The organism is Serratia sp. JSRIV002 (assembly GCF_019968725.1).
In the GTDB taxonomy this organism is placed as follows: domain Bacteria; phylum Pseudomonadota; class Gammaproteobacteria; order Enterobacterales; family Enterobacteriaceae; genus Chania; species Chania fonticola_B.
In genome coordinates this window covers 5,258,770-5,272,208 of the sequence record NZ_CP074143.1, presented here as the reverse complement: position 1 = coordinate 5,272,208, position 13,439 = coordinate 5,258,770, and the positions used below count along the sequence as shown (strand labels likewise).

Here is a 13,439-nt window from a genome sequence, read left to right as displayed (position 1 = left end):
GGTTGTTAAACCTTAGTCATCCAGGAAGCTACGCAGCACTTCTGAACGGCTTGGGTGGCGCAGTTTACGCAACGCTTTGGCTTCGATCTGACGAATACGCTCACGGGTAACGTCGAACTGTTTGCCCACTTCTTCCAGCGTGTGGTCAGTGTTCATATCGATACCGAAACGCATACGCAGCACCTTCGCTTCACGTGCGGTCAGGCCAGCCAGGACGTCATGCGTGGCAGAACGCAGGCTTTCAGAAGTAGCAGAATCCAGTGGCAGCTCGAGGGTGGTATCCTCGATGAAGTCGCCCAGATGTGAATCTTCATCATCACCAATCGGCGTTTCCATGGAGATCGGCTCTTTGGCGATCTTCAGTACCTTACGGATTTTGTCTTCTGGCATCAGCATACGCTCGGCCAGCTCTTCCGGCGTTGGCTCACGGCCCATCTCTTGCAGCATCTGGCGCGAAATACGGTTGAGCTTGTTGATCGTCTCAATCATATGCACCGGAATACGGATGGTACGTGCCTGGTCGGCGATAGAGCGGGTGATAGCCTGACGGATCCACCAGGTGGCGTAAGTCGAGAACTTGTAGCCACGACGGTATTCAAACTTGTCTACCGCTTTCATCAAGCCGATGTTGCCTTCCTGGATCAGATCCAGGAACTGCAGGCCACGGTTGGTGTATTTTTTGGCGATCGAGATAACCAGACGCAAGTTGGCTTCAACCATCTCTTTCTTCGCGCGGCGGGCTTTCGCTTCACCGATCGACATACGACGGTTGATGTCTTTCACCTGCTCGATGGTCAGGCCGGTTTCTTCTTCGATCTGACGCAGTTTTTGCAGGCTGCGCTGAACATCTTCATTAACGTCTTTCAGCTTCTCTGACCAGGGTTTACCCATTGCCAGTGCCGCTGCGAACCAGGTGTCGCTGGTTTCGTTGCCGGCGAACAGGGTGACGAAGTTTTTCTTCGGCATTTTGCACTGCTCAACGCACAGCTTCATGATGATACGTTCTTGCGTACGAACGCGATCCATCATGGTACGCATGCTGTTGACCAGGAAGTCGAACTGTTTTGGCACCAGGCGGAACTGCTTGAACACTTCAGACAGCTTCAGGATCTCTTCTGCTGCGCTGGCGTGGCTGCGGCCGTTCTTTTTGATAACCAGACGAGTGGCTTCGTACTGATCGCGCAGATCGGTAAACTTCTGGCGCGCCAGTTCAGGATCGATGCTGTTGTCGTCTTCAGCTTCGTCTTCTTCATCTTCGTCTTTGTCGTCGTCGTCCTGCTCTTCGGTGGTTAATTCAGAACCGATGTGAGTAGCGGTAGGGGCGATGTCTTCTTCCGCGTTAGGATCGACGAAGCCGGTGATCAGATCGGACAGGCGTGCTTCGCCAGCCTCGACACGATCGTACTGCTCCAGCAGATAGGTGATGGCTTCAGGGTACTCAGCAACCGAGCACTGCACCTGGTTGATGCCGTCTTCGATACGCTTGGCGATGTCGATTTCGCCTTCACGCGTCAGCAATTCAACGGTACCCATTTCACGCATGTACATGCGCACTGGGTCAGTGGTACGCCCGATTTCAGATTCTACGCTGGACAGCACCTGAGCGGCAGCTTCTTCCGCATCTTCGTCTGTGCTGTTGGTATTTTCAGCCAGCAGCAGGTCATCGGCGTCCGGTGCTTCTTCCATCACCTGGATGCCCATGTCGTTAATCATCTGGATGATGTCTTCGATCTGATCGGAGTCGACGATATCTTCCGGCAGATGGTCATTGACCTCAGCATAGGTCAGATAGCCTTGCTCCTTACCACGTTGGACAAGAAGTTTAAGCTGTGACTGCGGGTTTTGCTCCATAAGACGGTATCCACACTTCAGAGTATTTGGGTTGGTGTCGGTCGGCGAAACCGCCAACAATAGCATTTGGGGCGTTTTTGTTGTTGCCGCGGCCCACTGTGGCGGCATATTGCAGGGCTCTGCCCTCGCATTTATCGGCACTTAAGCCGTTTGGTATTCAGTCTTTCTTCGCCAATGCCAGTTGTAATGACCAGAGTTCCTTGCGTTCGTCTGCATTCAGGCCATGCGTTCTGTCACGTGCGATCAAATCTTCCTGACGTTTTTCCAGCACCGAGTCATAGAGATTCGTCAGAGTATCTAAAAAGTGTTGCTCAACTTGTTCCTCAACGATCATATGGTTCCATGTCGCCAAGGTTTCAAGCTGCTGGCTCAATTTGTTATCTCGGTACAGCTCCAACAACTGGCCGGTAGTCAGGCCCGGCTGCGCTAAACAGGTCTGCACCAGTTCAACAAATAGCGGTAAACCCGCCTGTTTAGTTTGCTCGAGCCCTTCCAGGGAAGGGATAAGTGTAGCCAAACGCGGATTTTGCACCAGTAATCCTATCAGTATACGCATGGTTGTGCGTTTTAGCTGGGGCGCCTGATAAGTATTCGCATTTTCCGCCTGTTTGGGCATCAGCTTGTCGAGCTGGCTATCGTCCAGCAGGCCCAGTTTGCTGCCTAGCTGTTGGCGCAGGTAGAGACGTAATGTCTCGCCCGGCACCTGAGTGATCAGCGGTAGCGCCAAGGTACTCAGTTTGGCACGGCCATCCGGGCTGCTCAGGTCGACCTGTGGCATCAACGTTTCGAACAGGAAAGTGGAAAGCGGCTGCGCCAGCTCCATTCGCTGTTCGAAGGCGTCTTTGCCTTCTTTACGGACCAGGGTGTCCGGGTCTTCACCGTCTGGCAAAAACATAAACCGTAACTGGCGCCCGTCGTTCAGATAGGGCAGTGCGGTTTCTAACGCGCGCCAGGCGGCTTCACGGCCAGCCCTGTCGCCGTCGTAACAGCAGACAACGTTATCGGTAGCGCGGAACAGCAGCTGAATATGTTCAGCCGTTGTCGAGGTTCCGAGTGAGGCAACGGCATAATCAATGCCATATTGCGCTAACGCCACCACGTCCATATAGCCTTCGACCACCAGCAAACGTTGCGGGTTGGCGTGGCTCTGCTGTGCTTCATACAGGCCGTACAACTGACGGCCCTTGTGGAATACTTCGGTTTCCGGCGAGTTCAGGTACTTGGGCATACCGTCGCCCAGTACGCGTCCACCAAAAGCGATTACCCGCCCGCGTTTGTCGCGGATGGGGAACATCACACGCTCGCGGAAGCGATCGTAAGTGCGCCCTTGATCGTTAGTCACCAACATTCCGGCATCGTTCAGTGCTGCCCGGCTGTCGGTATCACGCCCGAAACGTTTTAACGCATTATCCCAACCGGCAGGTGCAAAGCCGATGGCGAAATGGCGGATAACGTCGTCACTCAATCCGCGCTGTTGCAGGTAGTTGCGCGCCTGCGTCCCGTTGGATTGATGCAGTGACTGTTGATAGAACGCGCTGAGCTGTTCCATCAGTTGATATAGGCTTTGACGCTGATGGCGTTCGATTGGCGTCGGTCCGGTGCCTGCCTCGTAAGGCACTTCCAGCCCGTGCATGGTGGCCAGTTCCTCGATGGTTTCGACAAACTCGAGTCTGTCGTAATTCATCAGGAAGTCGACGGCGTTACCGTGCGCTCCACAACCAAAACAGTGATAAAACTGTTTGTCGCCATTAACGGTGAATGAAGGCGTTTTTTCGTGGTGGAACGGACAGCACGCGTGATAGTTTTTGCCCTGCTTTTTAAGCTTTACCCGGGCGTCGATCAGATCGACGATGTCGGTGCGAGCCAGCAAGTCATTGATAAATACACGCGGAATTCGTCCAGCCATAAGCCCCTGTTACGATTGCCTATAAACGAGAACAAGCCGCGCATTCCTTTCGGAAAGCACGGCCTTCGTATGCAACTACTCGGTCTGCGTGTTCTTGAAAAAGAAAAAAATCACGCGGTGGGGTTACCCCCGAAGGATTAATACAGACGAGTGCGGCGTGCGTTTTCGCGAGCCAGTTTCTTCGCGTGGCGTTTTACTGCAGAAGCTTTAGCGCGTTTACGTTCGGTAGTCGGTTTTTCATAGAACTCACGACGACGAACTTCAGCCAAAACACCCGCTTTTTCGCAGGAACGCTTGAAACGACGCAGTGCAACGTCAAATGGCTCGTTTTCACGTACTTTAATTACCGGCATGTGCCTCTCACCTCAATAGAATTCGGTTTGCTGCTGGCCAAGCGCCAGCCTTTTCAAAATGGTGCGGAATTTTACTTCAATGGATGCTGCTTTGTAAAGCACCATAGCAAATTGAAACACGCCGCGTTCCGGCAAACTCGCGCAATTATGCATCGGCCGCCGATTATAGACTAATCAGAAAAAATTGCTCGTTTTTAATCACCCGGCGGGCAACCTTGTGAATCATCGACATAGCGCACCATCGCGGCCAGGGTGCTGCAGGCTGGCGGTAAATGGCGTTGATTGTGATAAACTGGCGGCCGCACGTGAATGATGGGAAATGTAATGCGCGTATTGGGTATAGAAACGTCCTGCGATGAAACCGGTATTGCAGTGTATGACGATCAAGCCGGTTTGTTAGCCAACCAACTCTACAGCCAGGTGAAACTGCATGCCGATTACGGCGGTGTGGTGCCAGAACTGGCTTCCCGCGATCACGTGCGCAAGACAGTGCCGCTGATCCAGGCCGCACTGAAAGAGGCGAACCTGAAGCCTACCGATATCGATGGCGTGGCGTATACCGCCGGGCCGGGTCTGGTGGGCGCTTTGTTGGTAGGGGCAACCATTGGCCGCGCATTGGCGTTTGCCTGGGGCGTGCCTGCGGTGCCGGTGCATCATATGGAAGGCCACTTGCTGGCACCGATGCTGGAAGACAACCCTCCGGAGTTTCCGTTTGTGGCACTGCTGGTGTCTGGCGGCCATACCCAACTGATCAGCGTGACCGGGATCGGTGAATATACTTTGCTGGGGGAGTCGGTTGACGACGCCGCTGGCGAAGCGTTCGACAAAACGGCCAAGCTGTTAGGGCTGGATTATCCCGGCGGGCCGATGTTGTCGAAAATGGCGCAGCAGGGCACTGAAGGGCGTTTTACCTTCCCACGCCCAATGACCGATCGCCCAGGGCTGGATTTCAGTTTCTCCGGCCTGAAGACCTTTGCCGCCAATACCATCCGCTCTAACGGCAACGACGATCAAACCCGTGCCGATATTGCCCGTGCTTTTGAAGATGCGGTGGTGGATACGCTGGCGATCAAATGCAAACGCGCGCTGGAGCAGACCGGGTTTAAACGCCTGGTGATGGCCGGTGGCGTCAGTGCCAACCGCACGTTGCGCAGCAAGCTGGCAGAGCTAATGAAAAAACGCGGTGGCGAAGTGTTCTATGCCCGCCCGGAATTCTGCACCGACAATGGGGCCATGATCGCTTATGCTGGGATGGTTCGAATGAAAAACGGAGGTAACCCGGAGTTGGGCGTTACCGTACGCCCACGTTGGCCGCTGGCAGAGCTGCCTGCGGTGTAAAAGCCTGGCAGGTATGGTGGGGAGAAAGTTTATAAAAACGCCAAACCCAATATGAGATTGGGAGGGGGTTGTGCCCCTCCCGGCAGGTATTACTGATATTGAATCGAATAGACTACGTTGCTGACCACGGTACCCGGAGTGGTTGCACCTTCTGCGTAGTAGCGTACTGCGTATGGCAGGTTGGCGCTGCCGCTTGAGATGTCAACGTAAGCGGTATTGGTCACCTGGTTTTGGTTGCCTGCCTGAATGACCGAGCGGGAGGTGCTGGAGGCATCGAGCAGTTGCAGGCTGACGTTGGTTGCGCCACCGGTCAGGTTTTTCAGGCGGCCAGTGACCTGGTCAACAGATGCACCGGCTTCAAAGAAGGCAGAGGCCGTCTGCAGGGTACCGGAACAGTTGTTGAGTGCCATCACAAAGCCGGTTTCGCCAGCGGTTTTGGTGGCGGCATCCAGCAGGTTGGTGCCGATGGTTGGCAGCACCACGGTGGCGTCTGCAGCCTGGCCATCAACAACGACGTCACAGGTAGTGGCGGTCAGTTCACCATTAAAGTTGATGGTACCGGTAGAGGCGGCTTGCGCCATACCAACAGAACCGAATGCGGCGACCAGGGATGCAACGATGGCTAACTTTTTCATAATACTTCCTATTATCTTGTATTGAATAAACGATTCGGATATTCCGGAAAGGGGGAATGTCCTCACTCTATAAGGTGCGAAATATATAGACCTTCGCTTGATTAACAGCGTGTGAAACGTTTGGCGATAACTACAGTCGTCAATTAACCGATGTGATTAAGTAACTCACCCCGAATATTGAGCGAACTTCCTTGTTGAGTTTCTTTAATCGTGCCTTTGCTTCTTCACCCGTCACGCATCAATGATGATGTTTATCGTGCTGTCCTGCTGTTGGGATAAATACTACCCAAGAAAAGAGAATACTCTTAGTGAAGTAATATCAAGTCTTGTTGTTCACTCATATAGGTATTAAAAATCAATTGCTTACATTAAAATCTTAGGTTTGTATTATCTGATTATTTAGCGTTTCTACCTGATTGGTTTTGGTTTGAAATGCCAACAGCGTATCAGGTCAAGGTTGGATACGTGTTTGTACCCCAAGCAAGGCCGTTGTGTTCAAACAACGGCATCCCGTAAAAATTTTCCGCTGAAGGGCCATATCTCAAAAACATTTCTGCCGCCGAGTTTGTGCAATGCATTGCGTCGGTGTGCGTAAACGGTTTTGATTGAAATGGACAGGCACTGGCCGATTTTATGCACGTCCATGCCATTGATGGTATGGCGCATGACGACGTGTTCCTGTCTGGTCAGCGGATCTTGAGTCGCTTTTTGGGCATCGCTATCATTACCGATTATTTTTGCAACGATATCGTCAATGGTTGCAGAGCTGTCCAGAGCCACGTACTGATTGAACGACAGCTTGAACTTTTCCTTGCGAGAGGTTGGGATGAAAATGACCTTTCCAGGGAAATTGCCTGTTGATATCTGGAATGAAAACGCCATACCAAAATTAGACGTATGGAAAATAAAAACATCATTTTTGTCAAAATCATCCATGTCGCTGTTTTCCAAAACGTTCGGTAACAGTTGTCTTATGTCCTTGGGGCTAAAGGGCAGTTTTTCTTTAACGCCTAAATAGAAAAAATTATTCTCCGTGACAATATATATCGCCATGATTAGCTCCTTTTATAATGACTATTCGTTTACAGACGGGTTTGCAGGTGTCGTTGCATTTCCTTCTGGCGAGAGTGAGGCACTTCTATCACTCTCGCCATGTTGTGGTGTCATGCAGGTACAGCGCGACGGGTCTTGTCAACTTGCCCAGCAGAGGGCTGACACACCGAGTTAAATTGCTGTATCTGCGCCTGTTTTTGCCCTTTTACCACTGGCATCAGGATATAGCTGACGGTGCACTGCATCGTGCTGCCTTCACCCCATTTCACCCGCAACTGACCTTTGTCTTCTGCGACACGCGCATACAATTGCCCGCCTTGCCCCACCGAGCCCACGTTGTTGCCTTTGCTGTCCAGGATGTCGGCACCAAACGGCACGGGATCGCCCTGGTAGGTGGCATTAATCAGGATCGGGATCCCCCGCTTGGTGTTGTATTTCACCTTCACCACCGCGCCGGAGTAAGGCGCCACCTTCTGGCTGGTGTTGTCCAGCTCCACATCGGATGCTGTGCCCTTCGGGTCGATGCTGATGTCGTTCATCTGGTACGGGTTCAGGTACGGCACCACGGCATAGCCGTGCGAGTCAATCTTCACCCCCGGATAGGACGAGACGCTGGCCCCTTCGGCCCCCTTGGCCTCGACCAGGGCAAAGGTGTCCGCGGTGTACGGGGTGAAGCTCACACCACCGGAATGGGCGATCACCGTGCCGTTCATGCCGGCAGAGGCGCTGCGGTAGCCCTTACCGGTACCGACGGTGCCGCTCAACGCCGTTGCCGGACTGCGATAGTTGCCGCTCAACGAGCCGCTGGAGCCCGTGCCCTGGTTGGCATTCATGGCCGTTGCGCCGTAGCTGAACTGGTTTTCCGCCCCGGCGGAGCCGGACACCGTGGCCTGCTGGCCATAACGGCCACTGCTGTCATGGAACAGGTCCATACGCAGTTGTGGCGTATGGGTCTGATCGCTGCGGCCCAGTGGCACGCTGAAACTCAGCAGGTAGTTGGTCTGCGAAGTCCCCAGGCTGGACAAGCTGCGGTTGGCGCTCAGGCCGTAAGAGAGGCTCTTGTAACGGTTGTTGTAGCCCATCTGGTACTGCTTCTCACTGCCGTCCCGGTTCCAGTAGTTTTGCAACGAGCCGCTGACATACAGTTGCCCCCAGTTACCCGGCAAGCCTTGTCCGGCCGTCAGTGTCAGGCGGTTCTTGGCGCGCCAGATGGAGTCCGGAGAATACCCTTGTGCCACCGCATCGCGTGTCTGCATCGCCGTCATGAAGTCCATGTAGCCATCGGTCGAAAAGCGATGGGCCGCCAGCGACAGGTTACTGTTGGTCTCGCTGATCAGTTTGCTGTAGCTCACCTGATAGCTTTGGCCGCTGAGGCTGCTATCCGCCCCGTCGGTGCCGTTTGGCAATTGCGCGTGGGCCTGGGTGACATCAAATGCCACCGCACCAATCGGGGTGCCGACCGCGGCGCCCAATTGCAGTGCATAATAATCCTGGTTGAGCTGCATGCCGCCGTAGCCGGTGATACGGTTGGTTAGCCCGCGCTGGTAAGTGGCCTGATACAGGGCCGGTTTTTCGCGCAGGTTATCGCTGCGTACCTCCCCCCCGGTGATGCTATAGCGTGAAGATCCTGGGCGCAGCAACTGGGCGACGGAGGAATAGGGCACGGTGAAGGTCTGTTCGGTGCCGTCGGACTCGCGCACGGTGACCAGCAGATCGCCGCCGTAGCCGGTCGGGTACAGGTCGTTGATCAGGAACTCTCCCGGGGTGACCGTGGTTTCATACAGCACCTGGCTACCCTGGCGTACGGTGACGCGGGCGTTGGTCCGTGCGATACCGCGAATATCCGGCGCGTAACCGCGCAGGGACTCCGGCAGCATGCGTTCGTCGGTGGACAGTTGCACACCGCTAAACGGCAGCGTATCGAACAGATCCCCGGTGGTGTTCGACTGGCCCACTAGAGCACGGGCCTTGAGCGCCGGGATGTCGCGCTGCAGATAGGTATTGATGCTGCTGTACTGGCTTGGCCCATTATCCATCTGGGTATAAGAGCCGTTGTGCCGCAGATACCAGGCACCCAGATTCAACCCGGCGTTGACGCCGGCAAACAGCGAGCTGAACGTCTCGCCGTGGGATTCGCTGGTGTAGCCGTTGACGTTGTAGCCCAGCTGTGCGGAAGCAATACCGCTGTCCCACAGCTCCGGGCTGACGGTGCCGCGTGCGGTGTTCAGCATATAGACCTGGGGAATGAGGATATCCAGACGTTGTTCATTACTGTCAAAGTTCACCTGGGCTTCCGGCAATTTATGCTGCAGATCCAGGCACAGGTCGCCCGCTTGCTGCTGGCTTAAAAAGTCTGCCGGCAGTTTGTCGTAGTTGAAGGCGATATTTTTAATGATATCGGGGGTCAGGCAGGGATAAACGGTTTTATCTGCCCGCGCCTTGAATTCGATATCGACATTGCTGATCATCTGATCGTTGACATACAGGGCGGTTTTATACACGCCGGGCAGCGCCGAGGAGCCATTGGCAAAACGGCTGAGGTCGACCGATTTCTCATCATCAACATTCAGGAAAGAAGCATCGAATTCCAGATTCTTTGCGATTTCTTGCGGTGCGGCCGCGGCCGTGTCGGCAGCAAAGGTGCCACCCGCAAAGAAGGTCGATAAAATGGCCAGCGTCAGGGGAGAAAGCCGTCCATGAAGGCGATGTTGCAAAGATTTAGGCATAAAGAACTCCTTCAGAGCTGATTTCCTGAATAATGATGAAGACGGTCATTAATGTGATGGGACGTTGTGGATGCTTATTTCACGATGGCATCAAGGGTCAGTTCGACACTCTGATCATTCACATGGGTTCCACAGTGGACCGTGCACCCAACGCCGGGTGATTTGGGAGGGGGATACCCCCTCCCACAAGCCATTACTGGTACTGGATAGAATAAACAACGTTGCTATCAACCAGACCGGCAGTGGTTGGCGCTTCTGCATAGTAGCGAACGATGTAAGACAGGTTGGCGCTGCCACCTGAGACATCCTTGTAACCCGCAGTGGTTTTCTGGATCTGGTTACCCACATTGATCACGCTTGGTGAAGAATTGTTGGCATCCAGCAGCTCCAGGCTAACGTTGGTTGCGCCAGTACCGTTCAGGTTTTTCAGACGGCCAGTGGTCAAATCAACGGAAGAACCTGCTTCGAAGTAAGCCGCTGCGGTTTGCAGTGTGCCGGCACAGTTGTTCAGCGCCATGACGAACCCGGTGTCACCCGCTCGTTTGGTGGCGGCATTCAGTTGATTGGTACCGACGGTTGGCAGCGTAACGGTGGCGTCCGCAGCCTGGCCGTCAACAACGACGTCACAGGTGGTGGCGGTCAGTTCACCATTAAAGGTGATGGTACCGGTAGAGGCGGCTTGTACCATACCAACAGAACCGAATGCGGCGACCAAGGATGCAACGATGGCTAATTTTTTCATAATATGTCCTATTACCTTATATTGAATTAACGATTTTGAGCTCCCGAATAAGGGGAGTATTATTATGTGTAGGTCGATATAAATAGACCTTCACCCAGTTAACAGCGTGGGAAACGTTTGGCGATAACTGCAGTCGTCAATTAACCGATGTGATTAAGTAACTCACTCCGAATAATGAACGTTACTCCTTGCTGAGTATTTTTAACGATGCCTTTGTTTCTTCACCAGTCACGCATCAATTTCTCTGTCTGACGTGCTGTCTTGCTGCTGAGGAAATAGTAAGGCTTGGTAGGGAAAATTCCGAATAAAGTAATATTAAGTTGTGTTGCTCTGTTTTTTTACCTTTGTAAGTCATGGGGTTATGTGATTATCTTATGACGTAAAAACCAGGTCCTTTAACGTTCTAACAGGATCAACCATAAATACCTAAGAAAATATTATAATGGTATGATTTTTAAGGTGATATTTTGATGGTGAGAAATGCTATGGGTGGGGTGTTGACGTCGGTGAGCATCGCTATAATGATTTAACTGTTTGTAATTAATAGATTGTAAATTTAAGAAAGATTTCATTGGTAAGTAGGGGGGGATGAGAGGACTGGATGCGTTCAATAAGCTGACAGTGCTATATCGTGGAAAGGGTAAAAGTGTATACCTACTACATTATAGCCGGAAATAATGTCTTTTCTAGTCGGAAGGGGGAAGATGAACAAAGAGTGTTAGTGATCTTGCAGAGGCTGCGCCGGGTCTCGGTGGCCGTCATTAGTGTTTTTTGTAGCACATTTTAGACGCTAGCCATACACTATATGTATCATAAATCCAGCATTTTTCGAGGTTAATACTAATAATAGTCTTAAAAATTTTTTTCTGTTTGTTATTTTTTTTCATGAGTACCAAGCGGTTGCGATAGGAGATGCTTTTATTTAGGAGAACAAAGTCTTATAAGATGCTGTGATTCTGCTACTCTTAATTCTGCTATTGGCAAACACTAAACTGAATATGTCAGCTTGATTTTATCTTCGTTCCTTTCTTGGGGGGGATATGGATATTCTATTGTTGGGGATTTCATCCTTATATGGATTTTTTATCGTTGTGCTATTCACTGTTGCCATATGCCTTGGATTAATACGGCAGGATAACTTAGAGTGTAAGTGGATCATTTTCACCATCAACACCGTATGTGCCGTTAGTCTTTTTATTATTTTAGCTTGCCTATGTATAGATTGAATATTTTCGAATTATATACGTTAACCCGTGATCTTTACTGAAAAAACAACGCATTGTATTTTAATGGTATTTTTTCATGGCAACCCTATAAAAACGTTCTACACTCTATTGAGGTTGAAGTCTTTCCATGCGCTTTTGGATATTAATGGGACGGCACGCTATCGATTATAAATAATAAACACTACCTGCTTAAGGGATACGAGAGGGCTATACCAATGTCAAATGTAATCAACAGAACTTTCCTGGCTGCATGTATAACCAGCCTTCAGCTCCTGCCTGCACCATCCATTGCTCAATCGTCAATGACTATCTTCGAGGATGTACGGATCTTTGACGGCAGCACCTTGACTGCCAAGATGAATGTGGCCGTTGAAGGCAATAAAATTACGCAAATCTCTTCCCAACCGATTAGTTTAACCGCCGATGCGCTGCATATCGCTGGCAATGGCCAAACACTGATGCCTGGCCTTATCGATGCTCACTGGCACACCTTTATGGTTCGACCTACCATGGCTCAGGCATCCATGGCCCCGTTAACTTTTATTACGTTACTGGCTGGTGCTGAGGCAGAGTCAACACTGCTGCGTGGCTTTACCAGCGTTCGTGATTTGGGGGGGCCGGCATTTGGCTTAAAACTCGCTATTGATAATGGCGTCATCAAAGGGCCACGCATCTGGCCATCAGGGGCAATGATTTCGCAAACGGGTGGCCATGGTGATTTTCGTATGCTTTCCGAGATCCCCTCTACCCCTGATCAATTGAGCTATCCAGAGCGAGTGGGTATCTCTGCGATAGCGGATTCGCCCGATGAGGTTCGCAAGCGCACCAGAGAACAATTATTGCAAGGAGCCAGCCAGATCAAGCTGACCGGGGGCGGTGGCGTCTCTTCTCCCTATGGCCCGATAGATACGGTACAACTTAGCGTCGATGAAATTCACGCCGCAGTCGAGGCCGCTGCGAATTGGGGGACCTATGTGACAGTCCATGCATATACCCCGGAAGCCATTCGTAATGCCATTCAGGCCGGTGCAAAAGTGATTGAACATGGTCAACTGGCCGATGATGCAACGGCAAAATTGATGGCAGATACGGGAACATGGTGGAGTCTGCAACCATTTTTGGCTGATGAAAACGCCAATCAACTGCCCGATGCCGCTGGGCAAGCCAGAGCAGCGCAAGTTTTTGCCGGAACGGATAATGCTTATCGGTTGGCAAAAAAATATGGTGTGAAAGTCGCATTTGGCACGGACATTTTATTTGATGCTAATTTGGCAGCCCGACAAGGCTCACAGCTTTCTACTATGACGCGTTGGTACACCCCAGCCGAAGTTCTCAAAATGGCGACAGCTGATAATGCAAAGTTGTTGGCGCTATCAGATCGACGCAATCCCTATCCAGGAAAGCTGGGTGTTGTCGAAGTCGGGGCCTTAGCTGACTTATTACTGGTCAACGGCGATCCGATCGCTGATATCGGCCTGCTAGCCGATCCTGGCAAAAACCTGACTGTTATTATGAAAGACGGCCAGATAGTAAAAAACCAACTGGCTGCGAAGTAAACTCTCTTATAGCGAGGTTTGGCGCCTACTCGAGAAAATACGCCGTAAGAACC

Annotated in this window: 9 protein-coding genes; 2 read left to right on the top strand and 7 right to left on the bottom strand. The window is 51.9% G+C overall.

From position 1 onward, the window contains the following. Positions 1-12: 12 nt before the first annotated feature. From rpoD to rpsU, 3 genes are all read right to left on the bottom strand, one after another. A complete protein-coding gene (rpoD, locus tag KGP26_RS24670; protein ID WP_021179483.1) occupies positions 13-1,851 on the bottom strand; it encodes an RNA polymerase sigma factor RpoD in 1,839 nt (612 codons plus the stop codon). 157 nt (positions 1,852-2,008) lie between these two features. Further along, positions 2,009-3,757, bottom strand: a complete 1,749-nt coding sequence (gene dnaG / locus KGP26_RS24665) for a DNA primase (RefSeq protein WP_021179484.1) — start codon at positions 3,755-3,757, stop codon at positions 2,009-2,011. Between the two features lie 137 nt (positions 3,758-3,894). After that, entirely contained in the window at positions 3,895-4,110 is a 216-nt protein-coding gene (gene rpsU, locus KGP26_RS24660) for a 30S ribosomal protein S21 (RefSeq protein WP_001144069.1), read from the bottom strand. A 324-nt stretch (positions 4,111-4,434) separates the two neighbouring features. On the opposite strand from rpsU, the gene tsaD reads away from it, so the two are divergent. Next, complete coding sequence (tsaD, locus tag KGP26_RS24655; RefSeq protein ID WP_115159962.1) at positions 4,435-5,448, top strand: tRNA (adenosine(37)-N6)-threonylcarbamoyltransferase complex transferase subunit TsaD; 1,014 nt, start codon at positions 4,435-4,437, stop codon at positions 5,446-5,448. A gap of 89 nt (positions 5,449-5,537) precedes the next feature. Here the strand turns inward: tsaD and KGP26_RS24650 are convergent, their stop codons facing one another. The 4 genes from KGP26_RS24650 to KGP26_RS24635 form a co-directional block, all read right to left on the bottom strand. Next, positions 5,538-6,083: a fimbrial protein gene (locus KGP26_RS24650; RefSeq protein ID WP_059201867.1), complete on the bottom strand. Its 546-nt coding sequence runs from the start codon at positions 6,081-6,083 to the stop codon at positions 5,538-5,540. A gap of 495 nt (positions 6,084-6,578) precedes the next feature. Then, positions 6,579-7,136: a helix-turn-helix transcriptional regulator gene (locus KGP26_RS24645; RefSeq protein WP_223664702.1), complete on the bottom strand. Its 558-nt coding sequence runs from the start codon at positions 7,134-7,136 to the stop codon at positions 6,579-6,581. Between the two features lie 110 nt (positions 7,137-7,246). Next, positions 7,247-9,862, bottom strand: coding sequence for a fimbria/pilus outer membrane usher protein (locus KGP26_RS24640; RefSeq protein ID WP_223664701.1), 2,616 nt, complete (start codon positions 9,860-9,862; stop codon positions 7,247-7,249). Positions 9,863-10,055: 193 nt separating this feature from the next. After that, the gene (locus KGP26_RS24635) at positions 10,056-10,604 is read right to left on the bottom strand and encodes a fimbrial protein (protein ID WP_223664700.1); all 549 of its coding nucleotides are present in this window, start codon (positions 10,602-10,604) and stop codon (positions 10,056-10,058) included. 1,441 nt (positions 10,605-12,045) lie between these two features. On the opposite strand from KGP26_RS24635, the gene KGP26_RS24630 reads away from it, so the two are divergent. Further along, positions 12,046-13,386 (top strand): amidohydrolase family protein, encoded by a 1,341-nt coding sequence (locus KGP26_RS24630; protein ID WP_223664699.1) that lies wholly within the window; start codon positions 12,046-12,048, stop codon positions 13,384-13,386. Positions 13,387-13,439 lie beyond the last annotated feature (53 nt).

Excerpts from the sequence above, each read along its gene's own strand:
- KGP26_RS24630 (WP_223664699.1), top strand. The coding sequence starts at position 12,046 with ATGTCAAATGTAATCAACAGAACTTTCCTGGCTGCATGTATAACCAGC.
- KGP26_RS24640 (WP_223664701.1), bottom strand. The coding sequence starts at position 9,862 with ATGCCTAAATCTTTGCAACATCGCCTTCATGGACGGCTTTCTCCCCTG.
- KGP26_RS24635 (WP_223664700.1), bottom strand. The coding sequence starts at position 10,604 with ATGAAAAAATTAGCCATCGTTGCATCCTTGGTCGCCGCATTCGGTTCT.
- dnaG (WP_021179484.1), bottom strand. The coding sequence starts at position 3,757 with ATGGCTGGACGAATTCCGCGTGTATTTATCAATGACTTGCTGGCTCGC.
- tsaD (WP_115159962.1), top strand. The coding sequence starts at position 4,435 with ATGCGCGTATTGGGTATAGAAACGTCCTGCGATGAAACCGGTATTGCA.
- rpsU (WP_001144069.1), bottom strand. The coding sequence starts at position 4,110 with ATGCCGGTAATTAAAGTACGTGAAAACGAGCCATTTGACGTTGCACTG.
- KGP26_RS24645 (WP_223664702.1), bottom strand. The coding sequence starts at position 7,136 with ATGGCGATATATATTGTCACGGAGAATAATTTTTTCTATTTAGGCGTT.
- KGP26_RS24650 (WP_059201867.1), bottom strand. The coding sequence starts at position 6,083 with ATGAAAAAGTTAGCCATCGTTGCATCCCTGGTCGCCGCATTCGGTTCT.
- rpoD (WP_021179483.1), bottom strand. The coding sequence starts at position 1,851 with ATGGAGCAAAACCCGCAGTCACAGCTTAAACTTCTTGTCCAACGTGGT.